The sequence below is a fragment of the Bacillus sp. HSf4 genome, assembly GCF_029537375.1.
Lineage (GTDB): Bacteria > Bacillota > Bacilli > Bacillales > Bacillaceae > Bacillus > Bacillus sonorensis_A.
On sequence record NZ_CP120679.1, the window covers coordinates 3,895,377 to 3,909,566 of the forward strand.

The window sequence follows — 14,190 nt, forward strand, 5'->3', positions numbered from 1 at the left end:
ATCACCCTTCACTTTGCACATTTGAGCAAACATTGATCATTTGTTGTGTATTCGCTTTCATTATACAGATGTGGTTTTTCCCCGTCAATTTAAATTTGTCTTTTTTATGTCTAAAATAAAAAAGCCGGTCGTGTAAGACCGGCCATAAGAGGGGTAAAACGGGGAGGTTGATTGATTTTTTATAAAAAGGGGTAAAAGGGGGGCTTTGCTTTCCTAGGCATCGGCTGGTTCACGGGCCTTTCCGCCTATAAATCGTACTGAACGGGCAACGACTTCGGTTTTAAAGAACCGGTTTCCTTCTGAATCAATCCCATTTCGGGTCTGAATTCTTCCAGCCAGCCCGATGATCGAGCCTTTTCTGCAATATGCAGCCGTGTTCTCAGCCGTTTTGCGCCACAGTGTGCAATTGATAAAGTCCGTCTCCATTTCGCCGGCTGCATTTCTGAAATACCGGCCGACAGCCAAGGTAATGTTCGCCACCGGGACGCCGTCCGGTGTGTACCGAAGCTCCGGGTCCTTCGTCAAACGCCCGACCAGCATGATCTGATTAAACATTTTGTCCCTCCCTTCGTACTCGGTTGCCCCCAGTTTATACGAGAAAAGCATATAAGAAAAATGGTGATAAGAGAAAAAAGAATAACGAAAATTGCGTTTTTTTATTATAATTTTTGCTTTTTCCTCCCACAAATCATGAACATCATTTCTTTCTTATTTACAAAGTACGTATTTTTTAAAAACTGCAGAAACACAGGAGATGCCAGCCATTGTTCAGAATACAAGCGGACATATGAGCCTCCGTCCCAAGCATACAGCCGGAATGACAATTCTTTCTCTTTGAATGTTACTTGAAATTCGTATATTTCCATCTGATCCTTTGTTTCATAGCGAAACACAATACCTTCATGGCAGTACATATCAATCTCATACTTATGGTCGCCGCCCAGAAAACGAATCAGTGGTTTGGATTGAAGACAATCAGCAGACGGATTGTATTTGATTACAAATACTTCTTTTAAGTAAAAATGGTTCATAAGTCACCTCCTGCTCAATATCACCTAAAGTATAAATAAAAATAAAGCATTATCAAATACTTTTTGTAAAATTAAAAATAAGCGGACAGCCGCAGTTTAGGAGCTCTCAAACTGAATGTGATATAATGGTTATACAACTAAGGAAGCTTGTGAGGTGATAGCGATGAAAACCTTTAGGCTTATTGATTTGAAAATCGTACGCCAGGATGAATCGTCAAAACAGCTTGAAGAGTTCCCGCTGATTGACGGCCTTATTATCAATAAGGAAGACGGTGAAAACCATTGGATGGTCGAAGGGCTGGTCTCCAAGGAATACCGGTATTTTTTTGAATATCTTCTGCAGGAAGGCAAAGAAGTGAAAGCGTATGTGACGATTACCAAAAAAAGCAATCGGCCGGCACAGCTTCTGGCAAAGGTGAAAAACATTACGGTTCTCGGCGAGCACGTTTCCGTTTTATTGGACGGCAAAATGGTGAGCTCAAAGCTGAGGAAGGATTCAGACAAGATTTTAGAAGGATTGATGAAAGAAGGCTACTCCGGTGACCGGCTTCTTGAAGCATTCAAACAAAATATATAGAAAAGGCTGCGCGGAAAACGGCAGCCTTTTCGTGTCGAGTGTTTTAAGATCGCTTCGCCTGCTCTTTTAACAGATCGCGGATTTCCTTGAGCAGCTCTTCCTGCGGATCCGGAGCGGCTTCTTCTTCTTTCTCATCCTGCTTTTTCTTTAACTTCGAGATATAACGGACGAACAGAAAGATCGAAAACGAAATAATAAAGAAATTCACAATCGCCTGTATGAACAGCCCGTATTTCACTTCGGCATCTCCAAATGTGAAGGAAAGCGCCGAAAAATCCAAGCCTCCGAGCAGAAGGCCGAGAATGGGCATCATGATATCATTGACAATTGATGTCACGATTTTGCCAAAGGCGCCTCCAATAATGACCCCGATGGCGAGATCAATCACATTTCCTCTGATCGCAAAGCTTTTAAAATCATTCCACATACAAGGATCACCTTTTCTTTTTATGATAAAAAAACAAATGGGTTGATCGAAAACCCATCTGTCAAAGGATTATTCCTGCTTTTCTCCGAGCGAAAACATCAGCTCGGCCTCACAAACGATTTCACCGTCAACCGTGGCGATCCCTTTTCCTTTGCCGATTGAACCGCGGAAGCGGATCACTTCAAGCTCAAGATGCAGCTGGTCTCCCGGTTTGACTTGTTTTTTAAAGCGGCAGCTGTCAATCCCCGCAAAGAACGCCAGTCTTCCGCGATTTTCTTCCTTCATCAGGAGCGCAACAGCTCCCATTTGCGCGAGCGCTTCAACAATCAAGACACCCGGCATCACCGGATACTCCGGAAAATGACCGTTGAAAAATTCTTCGTTTACCGTGACATTTTTATAACCTTTTGCCCGTTTCCCTTCTTCTACTTCTGTCACCCGGTCTATGAGCAAAAAGGGATAACGGTGGGGAATTATTTCTTTGATTTGCTGAGCATCAAGCATCGCCTTGACATCTCCTTTTTTTGAAAAGTATGTATAGAACTATGTTAAGCGCCTCATTCTGTACAACTGGAAGTATATTATGAAACGGAATCTTTTTCAACAAAAGATATGAACAACCCCTTGTCAAGAGCCGGCGGAATCCGAGCCCGGATGGTGTATATAAAAAAGAGCAGACTGCCCAGCATTCGCTCGAGTCTGCTCTTTTTGAAACGTCAGCGCACTGAATTGATGAGCCCCATCATTTGGTCGCCCATTGAGATCGCACGCGAATTCATTTGATAAGACCGCTGTGAGGAAATCAGATCGGTCATTTCCTTTGAAATATCTACGTTGGACGATTCGAGAAAGCCCTGTTTCATCGAGATGTCCTGCCGCCCCGCACCGTTTAAATTGATGAGGGCTGTGTCTCGCAAATCTTCTCTGACAGAGAAAAGATTGCCTCCTTCTGCAGCAAGAGCCTGCGGCTTAACCGCCTGGGCAATGCCTAAATTGAAGCTTAAAGGCGCTTCGGCTTGGTTTCCTGTTGACACGGTTATCGTTCCGCTGCCGTCTACTTGAAAGTTTTGATAACGCCGGTCGAAGCGTATGGCATCCCCATTCTCATCAAGCAGAGGATGCCCTTCTTTGGTGACCAGTTCCAGCTGGTTGGCGTTTCCAGGCGCAGGCGTCAAATAAAATGTTCCGTCCCGCGTATATTGAACTTCGCCATCGACATCAACCTGAAAGAATTGGTAAGGGGAAGTCAGCGCGATATCAAGATCGCGGCCCGTCTCCTTTAAGCTCCCTTGCTTTTGTGTCAGCCATTCCGTCAAGACGGCCCCGACGCCGACCCGAAGCCCGGGCGGTGTCTTTCTGCTTTGCGCCACTTCATTATTCTTCTCATCCACTTGTTCAATCTGCTGTCTTACCAGCTCGGAAAAGCTTGTATTTTTCGCTTTATATCCCGTCGTATCAGTATTTGCAAGGTTATGACTGATACTGTCAATCTGTTTTTGCAGCTGATTCATTGTATTTGAAGCTGTTATCATGGATCTAAGCATTGTTTTTTAACATCCTCCATTTATTTCGTCGGAAGCATCCTGGTTGTGTTAGCCGATTCTGCCAATTTCGTTCGCAGCTTTGTCCATGCTTTTATCATAAGCCTGAAGGACTTTTTGGTTGGCCTCGAACGAACGATAGGCAGCGGTCATTTCCGTATAGGCTCTTGTGATGTCAACGTTTGAGCGTTCCGTCATGCCCTGTTTGACGGAGTACCGGACATCAGGATTAGCGGCTGCGCTCGGCAGATCCTCTCCATTTTCAGTCCGATACAAATCATTGCCTTCCCTCGCCAAATTTCTTGTATCGCGCGCGATTCTCACATCGATTTGACCAAGGTTCCGCCCGGTTTCTGTGACGGTTCCATCCTCGGCCACTTGAAAATTCTCGCTTCCCACCGTAATCGGCCGGCCGTCTGTGGAAAGGACGGCATGTCCGTTAATCGTCAGTTCATTGTTTTCATTCAGCGAAAAGCGGCTGCTTCTTGAATAGCGAATATCCCCGCTTTCAAGCCGGACGGCGTAAAAAAGAGCCGCTTTATCGTTCGTCTCTTCATTGACAGGAACTTCAGTTTCACTAAGCGCAATATCTGTCGGCTCATTTGTGCTTTGCAGATCTCCTTGCGAAAATTGGGGTTTGAGTTCCTGCATGTAAACACCTGTATTGATCGAGCCGATCGGCGTTTGTTTGGAAAATGAGCGGGAGCTGCCGCCGGTTTGAACAGAATCGGATTCCATCCGGCTCAAAAGCATTTCGGGAAAAGCGCGGATCGATCCCTGGTCTTCTTTATAGCCCGGTGTATTCGCATTTGCTATATTATTCGTCAGCATTTCCGTCCGCCGCTGCTGAGTGACCATAGCAGAAGCTGCTGTATAAAGCCCTTTTAACATCTTTTCACCTCAGGATATGTGTCTTGCCTTCTAAATGAAAGGTCTGGATATGTTAAGCAACGGCCGGCTTGGCCGTCTGATTTGCAATATAGGAACGTTTGTTCTATAATAACATTCAAGTATACTAATCTTTTTATCGGCAGCTTTCCGAGTCTTTAAAGCTTTTACATAAAAAAACCTCATTCTAAAAGAATGAGGCCTTTGATTAGCTCAATTTGCGCTTTGGAAGCTTGTCCATGTTGTCAAGCATGACACCTGTACCGACCGCCACGCAATCCATCGGATTCTCAGCAACAAGAACCGGCACCTTAAGCTCCTCTGCCAGAAGCTGGTCGAGGCCGTTTAACAATGCACCACCGCCGGTGATGATCACGCCTCTGTCAATGATGTCGGCTGAAAGTTCAGGCGGTGTTCTTTCAAGCACCTGCTTGGCAGCCTGTACGATGACAGATACAGATTCGCGAAGCGCCTCTTCAACCTCTTTGCTCGTTACCGTAATGGTTCTCGGTAAACCTGTAACCATGTCACGGCCGCGAATGGAGATTTCCTCATGACGTGCGTCTGGGAAAACAGTTGCGACTTTAATCTTAATGTCTTCAGCAGTCCGTTCACCTATTAACAGTTTGTATTCACGTTTGATGTAGTTTAAAATTTCAAGGTCAAACTTGTCCCCGGCCATTTTAATAGAAGAGGCGGTGACAATATCGCCCATTGAGATGACCGCGATATCCGTCGTTCCACCGCCGATGTCAACTACCATGTTTCCGCTAGGCTGAAAAATATCCATCCCGGCACCAATTGCGGCTACCTTCGGCTCTTCCTCAAGGTACACATGCTTTCCGCCGCTTTTTTCAGCAGCTTCTTTAATCGCCTTCTGCTCGACAGACGTAATATTTGTAGGGCAGCAAATCAGCATGCGCGGCTTTGAGAACAGGCCTTTTACATTCAACTTGTTAATGAAATGCTTCAGCATCGCTTCTGTCACTTCAAAATCTGCAATAACGCCGTCTTTTAATGGACGTATCGCAACAATATTCCCAGGTGTACGTCCTACCATTCTTCTTGCTTCTTCACCGACAGCGAGCACTTTCCCAGTGTTTTTGTCAAGAGCAACGACTGATGGTTCATTTAAGACAATCCCTTTTCCTTTGACATGGATCAGCACATTTGCTGTACCAAGGTCAATACCAATATCCCTTGCAAACATCTATCTATATCCTCCTCAAAATCTGTTTCACAGCAATATCCACATTCTGCCCTAATTATATATTTTATCATAAATATTAGAAAAAAAAGCGTTCTTGTTAACATTCTTCACAAAATTTTTGTGGCTTTTTACGGAGGATACCGGGAAATTTTGAAAAACAAAGCTTATTTTTGATCCAATCTTCCTTACTGGACAGGCTCCCTTTCAAGGATTTCCTCTTTTTTATATTTCAGTTTCGTCGCTTCTCCGCCCCGCAAATGTCTGATTGATTTATGATAATCAAGAATTTCTTTTACTTCATTGGCTAAATCAGGATTAATTTCAGGCAGCCTTTCTGTCAAATCCTTGTGAACGGTACTTTTGGAAACACCAAACTCCTTCGCTATCACACGAACCGTTTTTTTCGTCTCCACGATGTACTTCCCTATCTTGATTGTTCGCTCTTTGATGTAATCGTGCACACCACTCGACCTCCCTAAAATGGATGTGAGAAGTGTGAAATGAGATCCGTTTTTTGAAAGAAACCATTATTTGCGCAACTTCTCCGTTTTATGCTTTTCCAAGTAGAACTTTGAAATACTCCCACGATCCCTCACCTCAAACACTCTCTTTGTTAGGTTTGTATCAGTGTATTAGCACTTACATGGGATTATGCTAAAAACTCAAGGAGGACAAGGGGTTTATCCGGCAAATTTATTTCGCCCTTCAAAAATTTCGCTTTACAGCATTCCGGACATTCAGTAAAATGAATAAAGTTTATTATTTACCTAGGTAAATATTTTCGGAGGTATTCGTCGTATGGAGCATATCAATCGAATGATCATTCACCAGTTAAATCAAAGCGCACGGATGATTTCCAAAAAAACGAATGAACAGCTTGAATCATGCGGCCTCTATGGCGCTCAATGGTCAATACTGTATTGCCTTCATACCTTCGGCCCGATGACGCAAAAAGACATATGGACGTATCTGCATGTAGAGGCGCCGACTGTGACCAGGACCGTCAAACGCCTTGAGCAAAACGGCTGGGTGCAAAGACTACAGGGCGAGGATAAAAGGGAAAAAGTCGTCAAAATGACGGAAGAAGCCATCATTCAATACGATGGCATACAAGCGAAAATGAAGGATTTCGAAGAGGATATGCTGTCCGTATTTGATGATCAAGATAAAGAAACATTCCAGCGTTTATTAAAGCGATTTATAGATGGAAACAAGAAGGAGATGTAGCCTGTGAAACAAACTGAAGCGATTTGGACGAGAGATTTCATCATGGTTGTCCTGATCAATTTATTTATATTTGTCTATTTTTATGCACTCATGACAGTGCTGCCCGTCTATGCAATGCAGGAGCTCGGCGGCAGCGAGTCGGAAGGAGGCCTCTTGATCAGCGGATTTATGCTGTCAGCGATTTTTGCCAGGCCGTTTTCGGGCGCGGTGATCGAGCGGTTCGGGAAAAAAAGAATGGCGCTTGTCAGCGTGATATTATTCACGCTCTCTTCTTTCCTCTACATCGTCATTCAAGATATTTACGTATTGCTGGGACTCCGTTTTTTCCAGGGGATCTGGTTCAGCATCATCACCACGGTCACGAGTGCAATCGCGGCGGATTTGATTCCGGCGGCGCGCCGCGGGGAAGGGCTCGGCTACTTTGCGATGTCCATGAACATGGCGGTCGTCATCGGTCCGTTTATCGCCCTGAACCTGCTTGATAAGATAAGCTTCACTGCACTGTTTGCTTTGTTTTCAATCATCGTCACCATCGGAATCGTCTGTACCGCGCTCATCCGGATTCCTAAAGGAAATGACAGAACCTCCGCCGTTTTCAAATTGTCTTTTTCCAATATGTTTGAAAAAGGCGCACTGCGGATCGCTACGGTCGGGTTGTTCGTCTCTTTTTGCTATTCGAGCGTGATCTCGTTTATCTCTGTTTATGCAAAATCCCTCGGGCTGATTGAAGCGAGCAGCTATTTCTTTATCGTATTTGCCGTGGCCATGATGGCGACGCGTCCCTTCACCGGAAAATTGTATGATAAGGTCGGCCCCGGGGTCGTCATTTACCCGTCCATCATCATGTTCAGCATCGGGCTTTGCCTGCTGGCTTTTACAAACAGCAGTGCGATGCTTTTGGTTTCCGGTGCTGTTATCGGCATGGGCTATGGTTCCATCACCCCCTGCCTGCAGACGCTTGCCATCCAGGCTTCTCCGAAGCATAGAAGCGGCTATGCGACGGCCACATACTTCACCCTTTTCGATTCAGGGATCGCAGTCGGCTCCTTCGTGTTCGGCCTTGTTGTTACACAAACCGAATTTTCAAGCATCTATTTATTCTCGGGGGTTTTCGTGCTCGTCAACCTGTTCCTCTATACTTGGAGCCGAAAGCCTGCGTTACTGAAGGAAAAAAGAAATGTATCCATTGCGGATTGATTCTTGATTATTTAGCCGGGCATATAAGCCCGGCTCTTACATTTGTTGTCCTATTCATTTTTCTTTTTCAACCACTCATGTTTTAAAATGCTCATTTCCCAAGCACTCCAGTATTCATCACCATTTTTTGCTGAATCTCTTAGCAAACCCTCTTTCATAAATCCCGCTTTTTCGTAACAGGCGATAGCTGAAACATTGAAGTCAAATACCCCTAGACTGACTCTGTGTAAATGAAGTTCATCAAATGCAATACGAAGGATTTTCTTGATCATTTGCTGACCTATTCCTTTGCCTCTTGCATTTTGATCACCGACTAATACTTTTCCCACCCTTGCAGATTTGTTTTTTCGGTCAATTTTCCCTAAAGAGATATGCCCAATCACATCACCGGTGTCACCATCAATTACTTTATAAGCTAATGTTTCTGAGTGATCACTGTTTGCATTTTCGATATATTTTCCTAGTTGAGCATCATTCAAGGGATAATCAAACGCCGGTCCTCCCCATTGAAGTAAAAATTCCGGTGAATCAATCCATTTCATCAGTTGACTGAAATCGGAATACTCAAAATATTTTAGTTCAACCATCACATCATTCTCCTCTCAAAGTACGGTTGCATGGTAGGGTTGCCATGCTTAGTAATGACGCGTTGTCCTTTTTAAGGATAGAAGAAATAGGTCTCGGCTATTTCAACGATACCTTCCGTTTGGTCAGGTATCCAATATCAACAAAAATCTTTCAAAGAGTCTTTATTGAAAATGAAACCTTTTTAGACGTCATCTCGTCCCCTTACTGTCTGACAAAAATAGAATTCTAAAATATTAAAAAGGTGATTTTGTGAACTACGAATTATTCAACGCAATCCATAATCTATCACACCACAGCAATATTCTCGACAATCTGATGATTTTCATTACGGAAAAAGCGATTTACCTGTACGCGCTGGCGCTGTTGGCGATTTGGCTTTTCGGAGGCCGCGCTTATAAAAAAAGCGTTCTTCAGGCGGGATTTACAGGCGTTTTAGGCTTGGCAGCCAATTACCTGATCACCTTGATATATTTTGAGCCGCGACCTTTCGTCGCTCACCATGTCAACGTATTGATCCACCACGCTGCTGATGCGTCCTTCCCGAGTGACCATACGACGGGAGCATTGGCGATTTCGATCGCATTCTGGCTCATTCACCGTAAAATCGGGAGCTTGATGATCGCTTTTGGTTTATTGACGGGCTTCTCCCGCATCTGGGTGGGGCACCATTATCCGCTTGATGTTTTAGGAAGCATATTGGTAGCTATATTCGTCTCACTGATTGTACTCAAATTTTCCAAACATTTAAATCCGCTTTTCCATTGGATCATTTCCTTCTACAATACGATCGTGCAGCAATTAAGAAAAGCGATCTTCAGATAGTGTGCGAAAACAAAAAGCCCTGGCAGCGGATTGCGGATCCGGCTGCCAGGGCTTTTTTTATTATTTCAATGCATCCGTAAGCGGCGGAACAATTTGTTTTTTACGTGATACAACGCCTTTCAGCGTCGCTGTGTTGTCTGTCAATGTGACATTAAACGCTTTTTCTACTGCTTGTGCAGCTTGTCCTGAAGCGACGACGACAGAGTCGTTTGTCAAAATGTCTGTCACGACGAATACAAATAAATCCAGCCCTTTTTCCGCAACCACTTTTGAAAGCTCTGCATCCACTTCCTCTTTACGGGAAAGGACATCGTTTGTGTCGACGGTATTGACTTGGGCAATCTCCACTTTATGGCTTCCCATCGTAAATTCCTTCGCATCAAGCGATAGAAGCTGAGGAATCGTTTTGGCGCTCAGATCGGCGCCCGCTTTCAGCATGTCCAGTCCATAGCTTTCAGCCTCAACGCCGGCGATTTCAGCCAGTTCTTTTGCCGCTTGGACATCTTCATCTGTGCAAGTCGGAGATTTAAATAAGAGGGAGTCTGAAATGATCGCTGACAGCATGAGGCCGGCAATATCCTTTTTGATCTCCACACCGTTTTCTTTGTACAGCTTTTTCAAGATCGTCGCCGTACATCCAACAGGCTCTGCACGATAATATAACGGATCGCTTGTTTCAAAATTGGCAATCCGGTGATGGTCAATGACTTCAAGCACGCGAACCTTATCGAGGTCATCTGCGCTCTGCTGGCGTTCGTTATGGTCAACCAAAATGACACTGTCTGTTTCATTTGCAACAGTTTCGACAAGGCGGGGAACTTCCGCATTGAATTTCTCAAGCGCATATTCGGTTTCACCGTTGATTTCGCCCAGGCGGACAGGTTCTGCGTCCAAGCCGAGCTCTTTTTTCAATTCCGCGTATGCAATCGCTGAACAAATCGTATCCGTATCCGGATTTTTGTGCCCGAAAATAAGTACTTTACTCATTTGATAACTCCTTACTTTTGTTTTTATAGTAAGCTTACCTGACAATAAAAAAATCTGCAAACCTGTCATTTATTTTAATATTTACGAAGTGTTTTGTCATTTTAAAAAATAAAAAAAGAGCCCTCGGCTCTTTTATTCTCCATAGTCAGGCGTATTGTGGCTTTGTTTTGGAGCAGGTTTCAGGTCCGGTTGATCTCCGTAAGCGACCGGAGCGCTCTCATATTGAAATTTCCTCCCGTCCGGTGCATTCTCTTTCAGCCAATCAAACTGTGCGCTTTTTTCTCCATCTGAAAAATTGTATAAAGTGTGTGCAAATTCTTCCTTCTCATATTCTGTTGGAACCGTGCCCGGCACAATGACACCTTCTTTTTCTTCCAATTCCCTGATCGCAGCCAGCCATTGATTTTGGTGCATTGTATCTCTTGCCAAAAGAAAGCCGAGCATATCTTTTACACCCTTGTCATCCGTCATCTCATAGAGCCTGGCGACCTGCAGGCGGCCTTGTGATTCTGCATTGACATTTGCACGGAGGTCGGCAAGAAGATTGCCGCTCGCCACAATATACCCTGCATTCCATGGAACGCCCGTGCTGTTTTCCGGCATGGCCCCGAGACCCGAAACGATCGCATGATGCGGGTTCATGCCGCTCATGATTGAACCGATCACAGGATCTTCGGCCGCTTCCTCCTGTTCATAAACGGGGGCATCTTCAAGCAGGCGTGCAATCATCGTCGCAATCATTTCGACATGCCCGATTTCTTCAGCAGCGGTATCCATGATTAAGTCTTTGTATTTTTCATTTCCCCTCGTATTCCAGCCCTGGAACAAATACTGCATCGCAACGGAAATTTCGCCGTATTGGCCGCCGAGAATCTCCTGCATTTTCTTTGCAAAGACAGGGTCCGGCCTTTCAGGCTTAGCCGGGTATTGCAGAACCTTCGTATGTTTGAACAAATGAATCACTCCCCTTATTTATGCGGCTGTTTTTGATTTAACCGGAGAGGCTGATCATCAAACGTTACAGTATGCCGTGAATGTGTTGCAGATGGATGTTTTAAGCATAATAAAAGAAAAAGGAGCGTTTTTTAGATGACGATCACAACTACTTCACATCGGCCCTTTCCGCTCCCGAAAGGGTCCTGGATAATGGCACAGACGTGGAACGATGTATTGTTCGCTCATTGGCCTGTTGAACCTGCGGCCATTCGCGGGAAAGTACCGGCGGCCTTGGAGCTGGAGACGTTTAACGGAAAGGCTTGGATCGGCATTCTGCCTTTTCTGCTGACAGATCTGCGGGCCCGCTTTTTGCCGCCCATCCCTGGCATCAGCAGATTTCCTGAGGTGAATGTCCGAACATATGTCACATATCAAGGTGTACCAGGCGTTTATTTTTTCAGTCTTGATGCCGGATCACGCTTAGCCGCCTTGAGCGCGAGGCATTTTTTCCATTTGCCGTATTTTCACGCAGACATTGCCTTTAACAAAGAAGACAGCCGGATTCGATTCTTCAGCAGAAGGTCTGATGCAAAAGCGGTCTTTCACACCAGCTATGGTCCGCTGTCAGATCCCTTCAGCGCCCAAAAAGGAACGCTCGAATACTGGCTGACGGAAAGATACCGGCTGTACACTGCACACAATCGCCGGATCTACTATGAAGACATCCACCATTCACAATGGACGCTTCAAGAGGCCGAAGCAGAATTTCACCAAAATACAGCGGCGGCAGCGAGCGATCTCGTATTGCCTCATACCGCCCCGCTCCTTCATTACGCTAAAAAGCAGCACGTCTTATTTTGGGCGCTTCAAGGGGTTTAGTGATGGGATTGAAAAGAAAGCCGAATAGTGAAATACCAGCTACTCCATATCAAGAGGGGTTAAAAGAAACACTAAATTCTACATAAAAAATAACGCAGAAGACAGGCAAATTATTTATTGATTCATGACTAACAAAAAACCTCCAGATGAATGCCGATCTTGCATTTATTACAAAAGGAAGAGTAAAATACTCTTCCTTCAGCGTATCGACAAACCCTGGCATTCATTGTCAGGCCTGCTAAGTCGGTGCTCACGTATGATAACGAGGTTCGGCGGCTAATTGCGCAGGCGTCCTGCCTGAACGCCGCCGTCATCACATCCTGTGAAAGTTTGCTCCGATGCTCGGCCTTCCTAGACTGCTTCCTTACGGCTCAAGCGGGCTTTGAAATGTCGCTTAATGCCTTCCCGGCTTTCTCATCCGCAGCATTTGTTACGGAAAGATCGCCCAACGCGACAATCCCTTCCAAGCGTCCCTCTTCAACAATGGGCAGTCTGCGAATTTGGTGTTTTGCCATCAGATCACTGGCTTCCTCAGCCGACATGTCAGAATGGCCTGTGACCATTTCAGTGCTCATCACATCTTCGGCCGATGCATCGATGGCGTTTTCTGCTACACATCTGATCACAATATCACGGTCTGAAACGATCCCCAACAATGTTTCATTTTCGCAAACAGGGATTGAACCAACCTCTTGATCACGCATTTTGCCTGCGATTTCTGTTACGGATGCAGATGGTTCACAGCATTCAACAGCGGTTGTCATGATATCCTTCAGTTTCATTTCGGCTTCCTCCTTTATCAGCGGTTTAGTATGTGCTTATCCGCTAAAAACGGAGATTAAACATATTAAAAGCCGTCCTTTCTTTTTTTGTCTTTTAATAAATCACCTGTCCAGCCCTTCTTTTTCAAATATAAATAGACAAGAACGGTCGATAAAAAAATCAGAATCAGCGAAAACAAGTAGCCGTATTTTAATGATAGTTCAGGCATGACTTCAAAGTTCATCCCCCAAAGAGCGCCGAATGCCGTCATCGGTGTAAAGATCGTCGTAAAGATTGTCAGAGCTTTAAAGATCTCATTCCCACGATGGGAAGTCACCACTTCTTCGGAATGAAGCAAATAATTGATTTCATTTGCATATTCTTTGATCAAATCAATGCCTCTGTCGATCCTGCAAAAGGTGCGGCGTTGTTCAATGGCAGCGAAATCCTTTGATAAAAATGCTTCTTTGATGCCCATTCCGATTTTTTTCATAGATAAAATCAAGCTTCTCATGATCAACAGCTCATGGCGCCGCTGATGAATGAGTTCAATGATGCTTTTGTTATTATCATGGTGAAATCCCCATCTTAATTTTTCAAGCTGCACTTCAAAGTGCTCAAGCTCATGCAAATACACTCTCATTAATTCCCCCAGTAACACTAAAAACGCTTCTGCTGCATCATGACATCTCATCAATTGTTCATGCAATCGCTGGAGGCTGACCTCTGCGAAAACGGAGAAATCTAAATTCATCGTGAAAAAATAGTTTTTTGTTAAATAAAAATGAAAAGCTGAGCGGTCCTGCTCCTCTTCTGGTTCCTGATCATAAATATAAGAACCGTAAAGGGCTTCCCTGTCTTTGGCTGCAACATTGAGATCCAAGCAATTGATATTGGTTGAAGGAACGCCTTGAAACCATTTCCGGCATCCCGGCCAGTGATCGGATCGAATCAGCCCTTGTGCCTCTGCCTTTTCGTGAGGGCCAAGCTGATACCATGTCCAGCCATCTCCCTGAAATACTCTCATCTTCTGATCCCCTCCTCTTAAATCCAGCCCATTTGCTTTATATGTCTTTGCCCGCCTTTTGCACAAATAAACATGTTTGCCATGTGTGAGG

The 14,190-nt window shown here is 44.8% G+C and carries 18 protein-coding genes; 5 read left to right on the top strand and 13 right to left on the bottom strand.

The features are described 5' to 3' along the window. Positions 1-213 precede the first annotated feature (213 nt). Both P3X63_RS20160 and P3X63_RS20165 read right to left on the bottom strand, forming a co-directional pair. Positions 214-555 carry a single-stranded DNA-binding protein gene (locus tag P3X63_RS20160; RefSeq protein WP_077736056.1) on the bottom strand — a complete coding sequence of 114 codons (342 nt, stop codon included), beginning with the start codon at positions 553-555 and terminating at the stop codon, positions 214-216. 104 nt (positions 556-659) lie between these two features. Continuing rightward, positions 660-1,031 (bottom strand): hypothetical protein, encoded by a 372-nt coding sequence (locus P3X63_RS20165; protein ID WP_077736055.1) that lies wholly within the window; start codon positions 1,029-1,031, stop codon positions 660-662. 163 nt (positions 1,032-1,194) lie between these two features. Between P3X63_RS20165 and P3X63_RS20170 the strand changes: the two genes are divergently transcribed. Next, complete coding sequence (locus P3X63_RS20170; RefSeq protein WP_026589031.1) at positions 1,195-1,608, top strand: YwpF-like family protein; 414 nt, start codon at positions 1,195-1,197, stop codon at positions 1,606-1,608. Positions 1,609-1,651: 43 nt separating this feature from the next. On the opposite strand, the gene mscL is transcribed toward P3X63_RS20170, so the two are convergent. The 6 genes from mscL to spoIIID all read right to left on the bottom strand — a co-directional run bounded on the left by mscL (position 1,652) and on the right by spoIIID (position 6,135). Further along, the gene (gene mscL, locus P3X63_RS20175) at positions 1,652-2,035 is read right to left on the bottom strand and encodes a large conductance mechanosensitive channel protein MscL (RefSeq protein ID WP_026589032.1); all 384 of its coding nucleotides are present in this window, start codon (positions 2,033-2,035) and stop codon (positions 1,652-1,654) included. Positions 2,036-2,104: 69 nt separating this feature from the next. Then, positions 2,105-2,539: a 3-hydroxyacyl-ACP dehydratase FabZ gene (gene fabZ, locus P3X63_RS20180; protein WP_026589033.1), complete on the bottom strand. Its 435-nt coding sequence runs from the start codon at positions 2,537-2,539 to the stop codon at positions 2,105-2,107. 212 nt (positions 2,540-2,751) lie between these two features. Further along, complete coding sequence (locus P3X63_RS20185) at positions 2,752-3,579, bottom strand: flagellar hook-basal body protein (protein ID WP_277691759.1); 828 nt, start codon at positions 3,577-3,579, stop codon at positions 2,752-2,754. A gap of 48 nt (positions 3,580-3,627) precedes the next feature. Next, positions 3,628-4,467: a flagellar hook-basal body protein gene (locus P3X63_RS20190; protein WP_026589035.1), complete on the bottom strand. Its 840-nt coding sequence runs from the start codon at positions 4,465-4,467 to the stop codon at positions 3,628-3,630. 205 nt (positions 4,468-4,672) lie between these two features. Next, the gene (mbl, locus tag P3X63_RS20195) at positions 4,673-5,674 is read right to left on the bottom strand and encodes a cell shape-determining protein Mbl (RefSeq protein WP_006639357.1); all 1,002 of its coding nucleotides are present in this window, start codon (positions 5,672-5,674) and stop codon (positions 4,673-4,675) included. 185 nt (positions 5,675-5,859) lie between these two features. Further along, entirely contained in the window at positions 5,860-6,135 is a 276-nt protein-coding gene (gene spoIIID / locus P3X63_RS20200; protein ID WP_006639358.1) for a sporulation transcriptional regulator SpoIIID, read from the bottom strand. A gap of 337 nt (positions 6,136-6,472) precedes the next feature. On the opposite strand from spoIIID, the gene P3X63_RS20205 reads away from it, so the two are divergent. Both P3X63_RS20205 and P3X63_RS20210 read left to right on the top strand, forming a co-directional pair. After that, on the top strand, positions 6,473-6,901 hold the full coding sequence (locus P3X63_RS20205; RefSeq protein ID WP_026589036.1) for a MarR family winged helix-turn-helix transcriptional regulator: 429 nt from the start codon (positions 6,473-6,475) through the stop codon (positions 6,899-6,901). A gap of 3 nt (positions 6,902-6,904) precedes the next feature. Further along, positions 6,905-8,098, top strand: coding sequence for an MFS transporter (locus P3X63_RS20210; RefSeq protein WP_026589037.1), 1,194 nt, complete (start codon positions 6,905-6,907; stop codon positions 8,096-8,098). Positions 8,099-8,148: 50 nt separating this feature from the next. On the opposite strand, the gene P3X63_RS20215 is transcribed toward P3X63_RS20210, so the two are convergent. Next, positions 8,149-8,685, bottom strand: a complete 537-nt coding sequence (locus tag P3X63_RS20215; protein ID WP_026589038.1) for a GNAT family N-acetyltransferase — start codon at positions 8,683-8,685, stop codon at positions 8,149-8,151. Positions 8,686-8,935: 250 nt separating this feature from the next. Here P3X63_RS20215 and P3X63_RS20220 point away from each other — a divergent pair, with 250 nt between their 5' ends. Continuing rightward, complete coding sequence (locus P3X63_RS20220; RefSeq protein ID WP_277691765.1) at positions 8,936-9,508, top strand: undecaprenyl-diphosphatase; 573 nt, start codon at positions 8,936-8,938, stop codon at positions 9,506-9,508. Between the two features lie 60 nt (positions 9,509-9,568). On the opposite strand, the gene P3X63_RS20225 is transcribed toward P3X63_RS20220, so the two are convergent. Further along, positions 9,569-10,495, bottom strand: coding sequence for a manganese-dependent inorganic pyrophosphatase (locus P3X63_RS20225; RefSeq protein WP_277691767.1), 927 nt, complete (start codon positions 10,493-10,495; stop codon positions 9,569-9,571). 132 nt (positions 10,496-10,627) lie between these two features. Next, positions 10,628-11,449, bottom strand: a complete 822-nt coding sequence (locus P3X63_RS20230; protein WP_077736047.1) for a manganese catalase — start codon at positions 11,447-11,449, stop codon at positions 10,628-10,630. 135 nt (positions 11,450-11,584) lie between these two features. Between P3X63_RS20230 and P3X63_RS20235 the strand changes: the two genes are divergently transcribed. After that, positions 11,585-12,310 carry a YqjF family protein gene (locus P3X63_RS20235; RefSeq protein ID WP_277691771.1) on the top strand — a complete coding sequence of 242 codons (726 nt, stop codon included), beginning with the start codon at positions 11,585-11,587 and terminating at the stop codon, positions 12,308-12,310. Between the two features lie 371 nt (positions 12,311-12,681). On the opposite strand, the gene P3X63_RS20240 is transcribed toward P3X63_RS20235, so the two are convergent. Together P3X63_RS20240 and P3X63_RS20245 are read right to left on the bottom strand one after the other, a co-directional pair. Beyond that, on the bottom strand, positions 12,682-13,092 hold the full coding sequence (locus tag P3X63_RS20240; RefSeq protein ID WP_277691772.1) for a CBS domain-containing protein: 411 nt from the start codon (positions 13,090-13,092) through the stop codon (positions 12,682-12,684). 65 nt (positions 13,093-13,157) lie between these two features. Then, a complete protein-coding gene (locus tag P3X63_RS20245; protein WP_026589044.1) occupies positions 13,158-14,099 on the bottom strand; it encodes a magnesium transporter CorA family protein in 942 nt (313 codons plus the stop codon). Between the last annotated feature and the right edge of the window lie 91 nt (positions 14,100-14,190).

What these genes read in the sequence shown, in the direction of transcription:
- P3X63_RS20160 (WP_077736056.1), bottom strand. Translation starts at nt 555, where the DNA reads ATGTTTAATCAGATCATGCTGGTCGGGCGTTTGACGAAGGACCCGGAG.
- P3X63_RS20165 (WP_077736055.1), bottom strand. Translation starts at nt 1,031, where the DNA reads ATGAACCATTTTTACTTAAAAGAAGTATTTGTAATCAAATACAATCCG.
- P3X63_RS20170 (WP_026589031.1), top strand. Translation starts at nt 1,195, where the DNA reads ATGAAAACCTTTAGGCTTATTGATTTGAAAATCGTACGCCAGGATGAA.
- mscL (WP_026589032.1), bottom strand. Translation starts at nt 2,035, where the DNA reads ATGTGGAATGATTTTAAAAGCTTTGCGATCAGAGGAAATGTGATTGAT.
- fabZ (WP_026589033.1), bottom strand. Translation starts at nt 2,539, where the DNA reads ATGCTTGATGCTCAGCAAATCAAAGAAATAATTCCCCACCGTTATCCC.
- P3X63_RS20185 (WP_277691759.1), bottom strand. Translation starts at nt 3,579, where the DNA reads ATGCTTAGATCCATGATAACAGCTTCAAATACAATGAATCAGCTGCAA.
- P3X63_RS20190 (WP_026589035.1), bottom strand. Translation starts at nt 4,467, where the DNA reads ATGTTAAAAGGGCTTTATACAGCAGCTTCTGCTATGGTCACTCAGCAG.
- mbl (WP_006639357.1), bottom strand. Translation starts at nt 5,674, where the DNA reads ATGTTTGCAAGGGATATTGGTATTGACCTTGGTACAGCAAATGTGCTG.
- P3X63_RS20205 (WP_026589036.1), top strand. Translation starts at nt 6,473, where the DNA reads ATGGAGCATATCAATCGAATGATCATTCACCAGTTAAATCAAAGCGCA.
- P3X63_RS20215 (WP_026589038.1), bottom strand. Translation starts at nt 8,685, where the DNA reads ATGGTTGAACTAAAATATTTTGAGTATTCCGATTTCAGTCAACTGATG.
- P3X63_RS20225 (WP_277691767.1), bottom strand. Translation starts at nt 10,495, where the DNA reads ATGAGTAAAGTACTTATTTTCGGGCACAAAAATCCGGATACGGATACG.
- P3X63_RS20235 (WP_277691771.1), top strand. Translation starts at nt 11,585, where the DNA reads ATGACGATCACAACTACTTCACATCGGCCCTTTCCGCTCCCGAAAGGG.
- P3X63_RS20240 (WP_277691772.1), bottom strand. Translation starts at nt 13,092, where the DNA reads ATGAAACTGAAGGATATCATGACAACCGCTGTTGAATGCTGTGAACCA.
- P3X63_RS20245 (WP_026589044.1), bottom strand. Translation starts at nt 14,099, where the DNA reads ATGAGAGTATTTCAGGGAGATGGCTGGACATGGTATCAGCTTGGCCCT.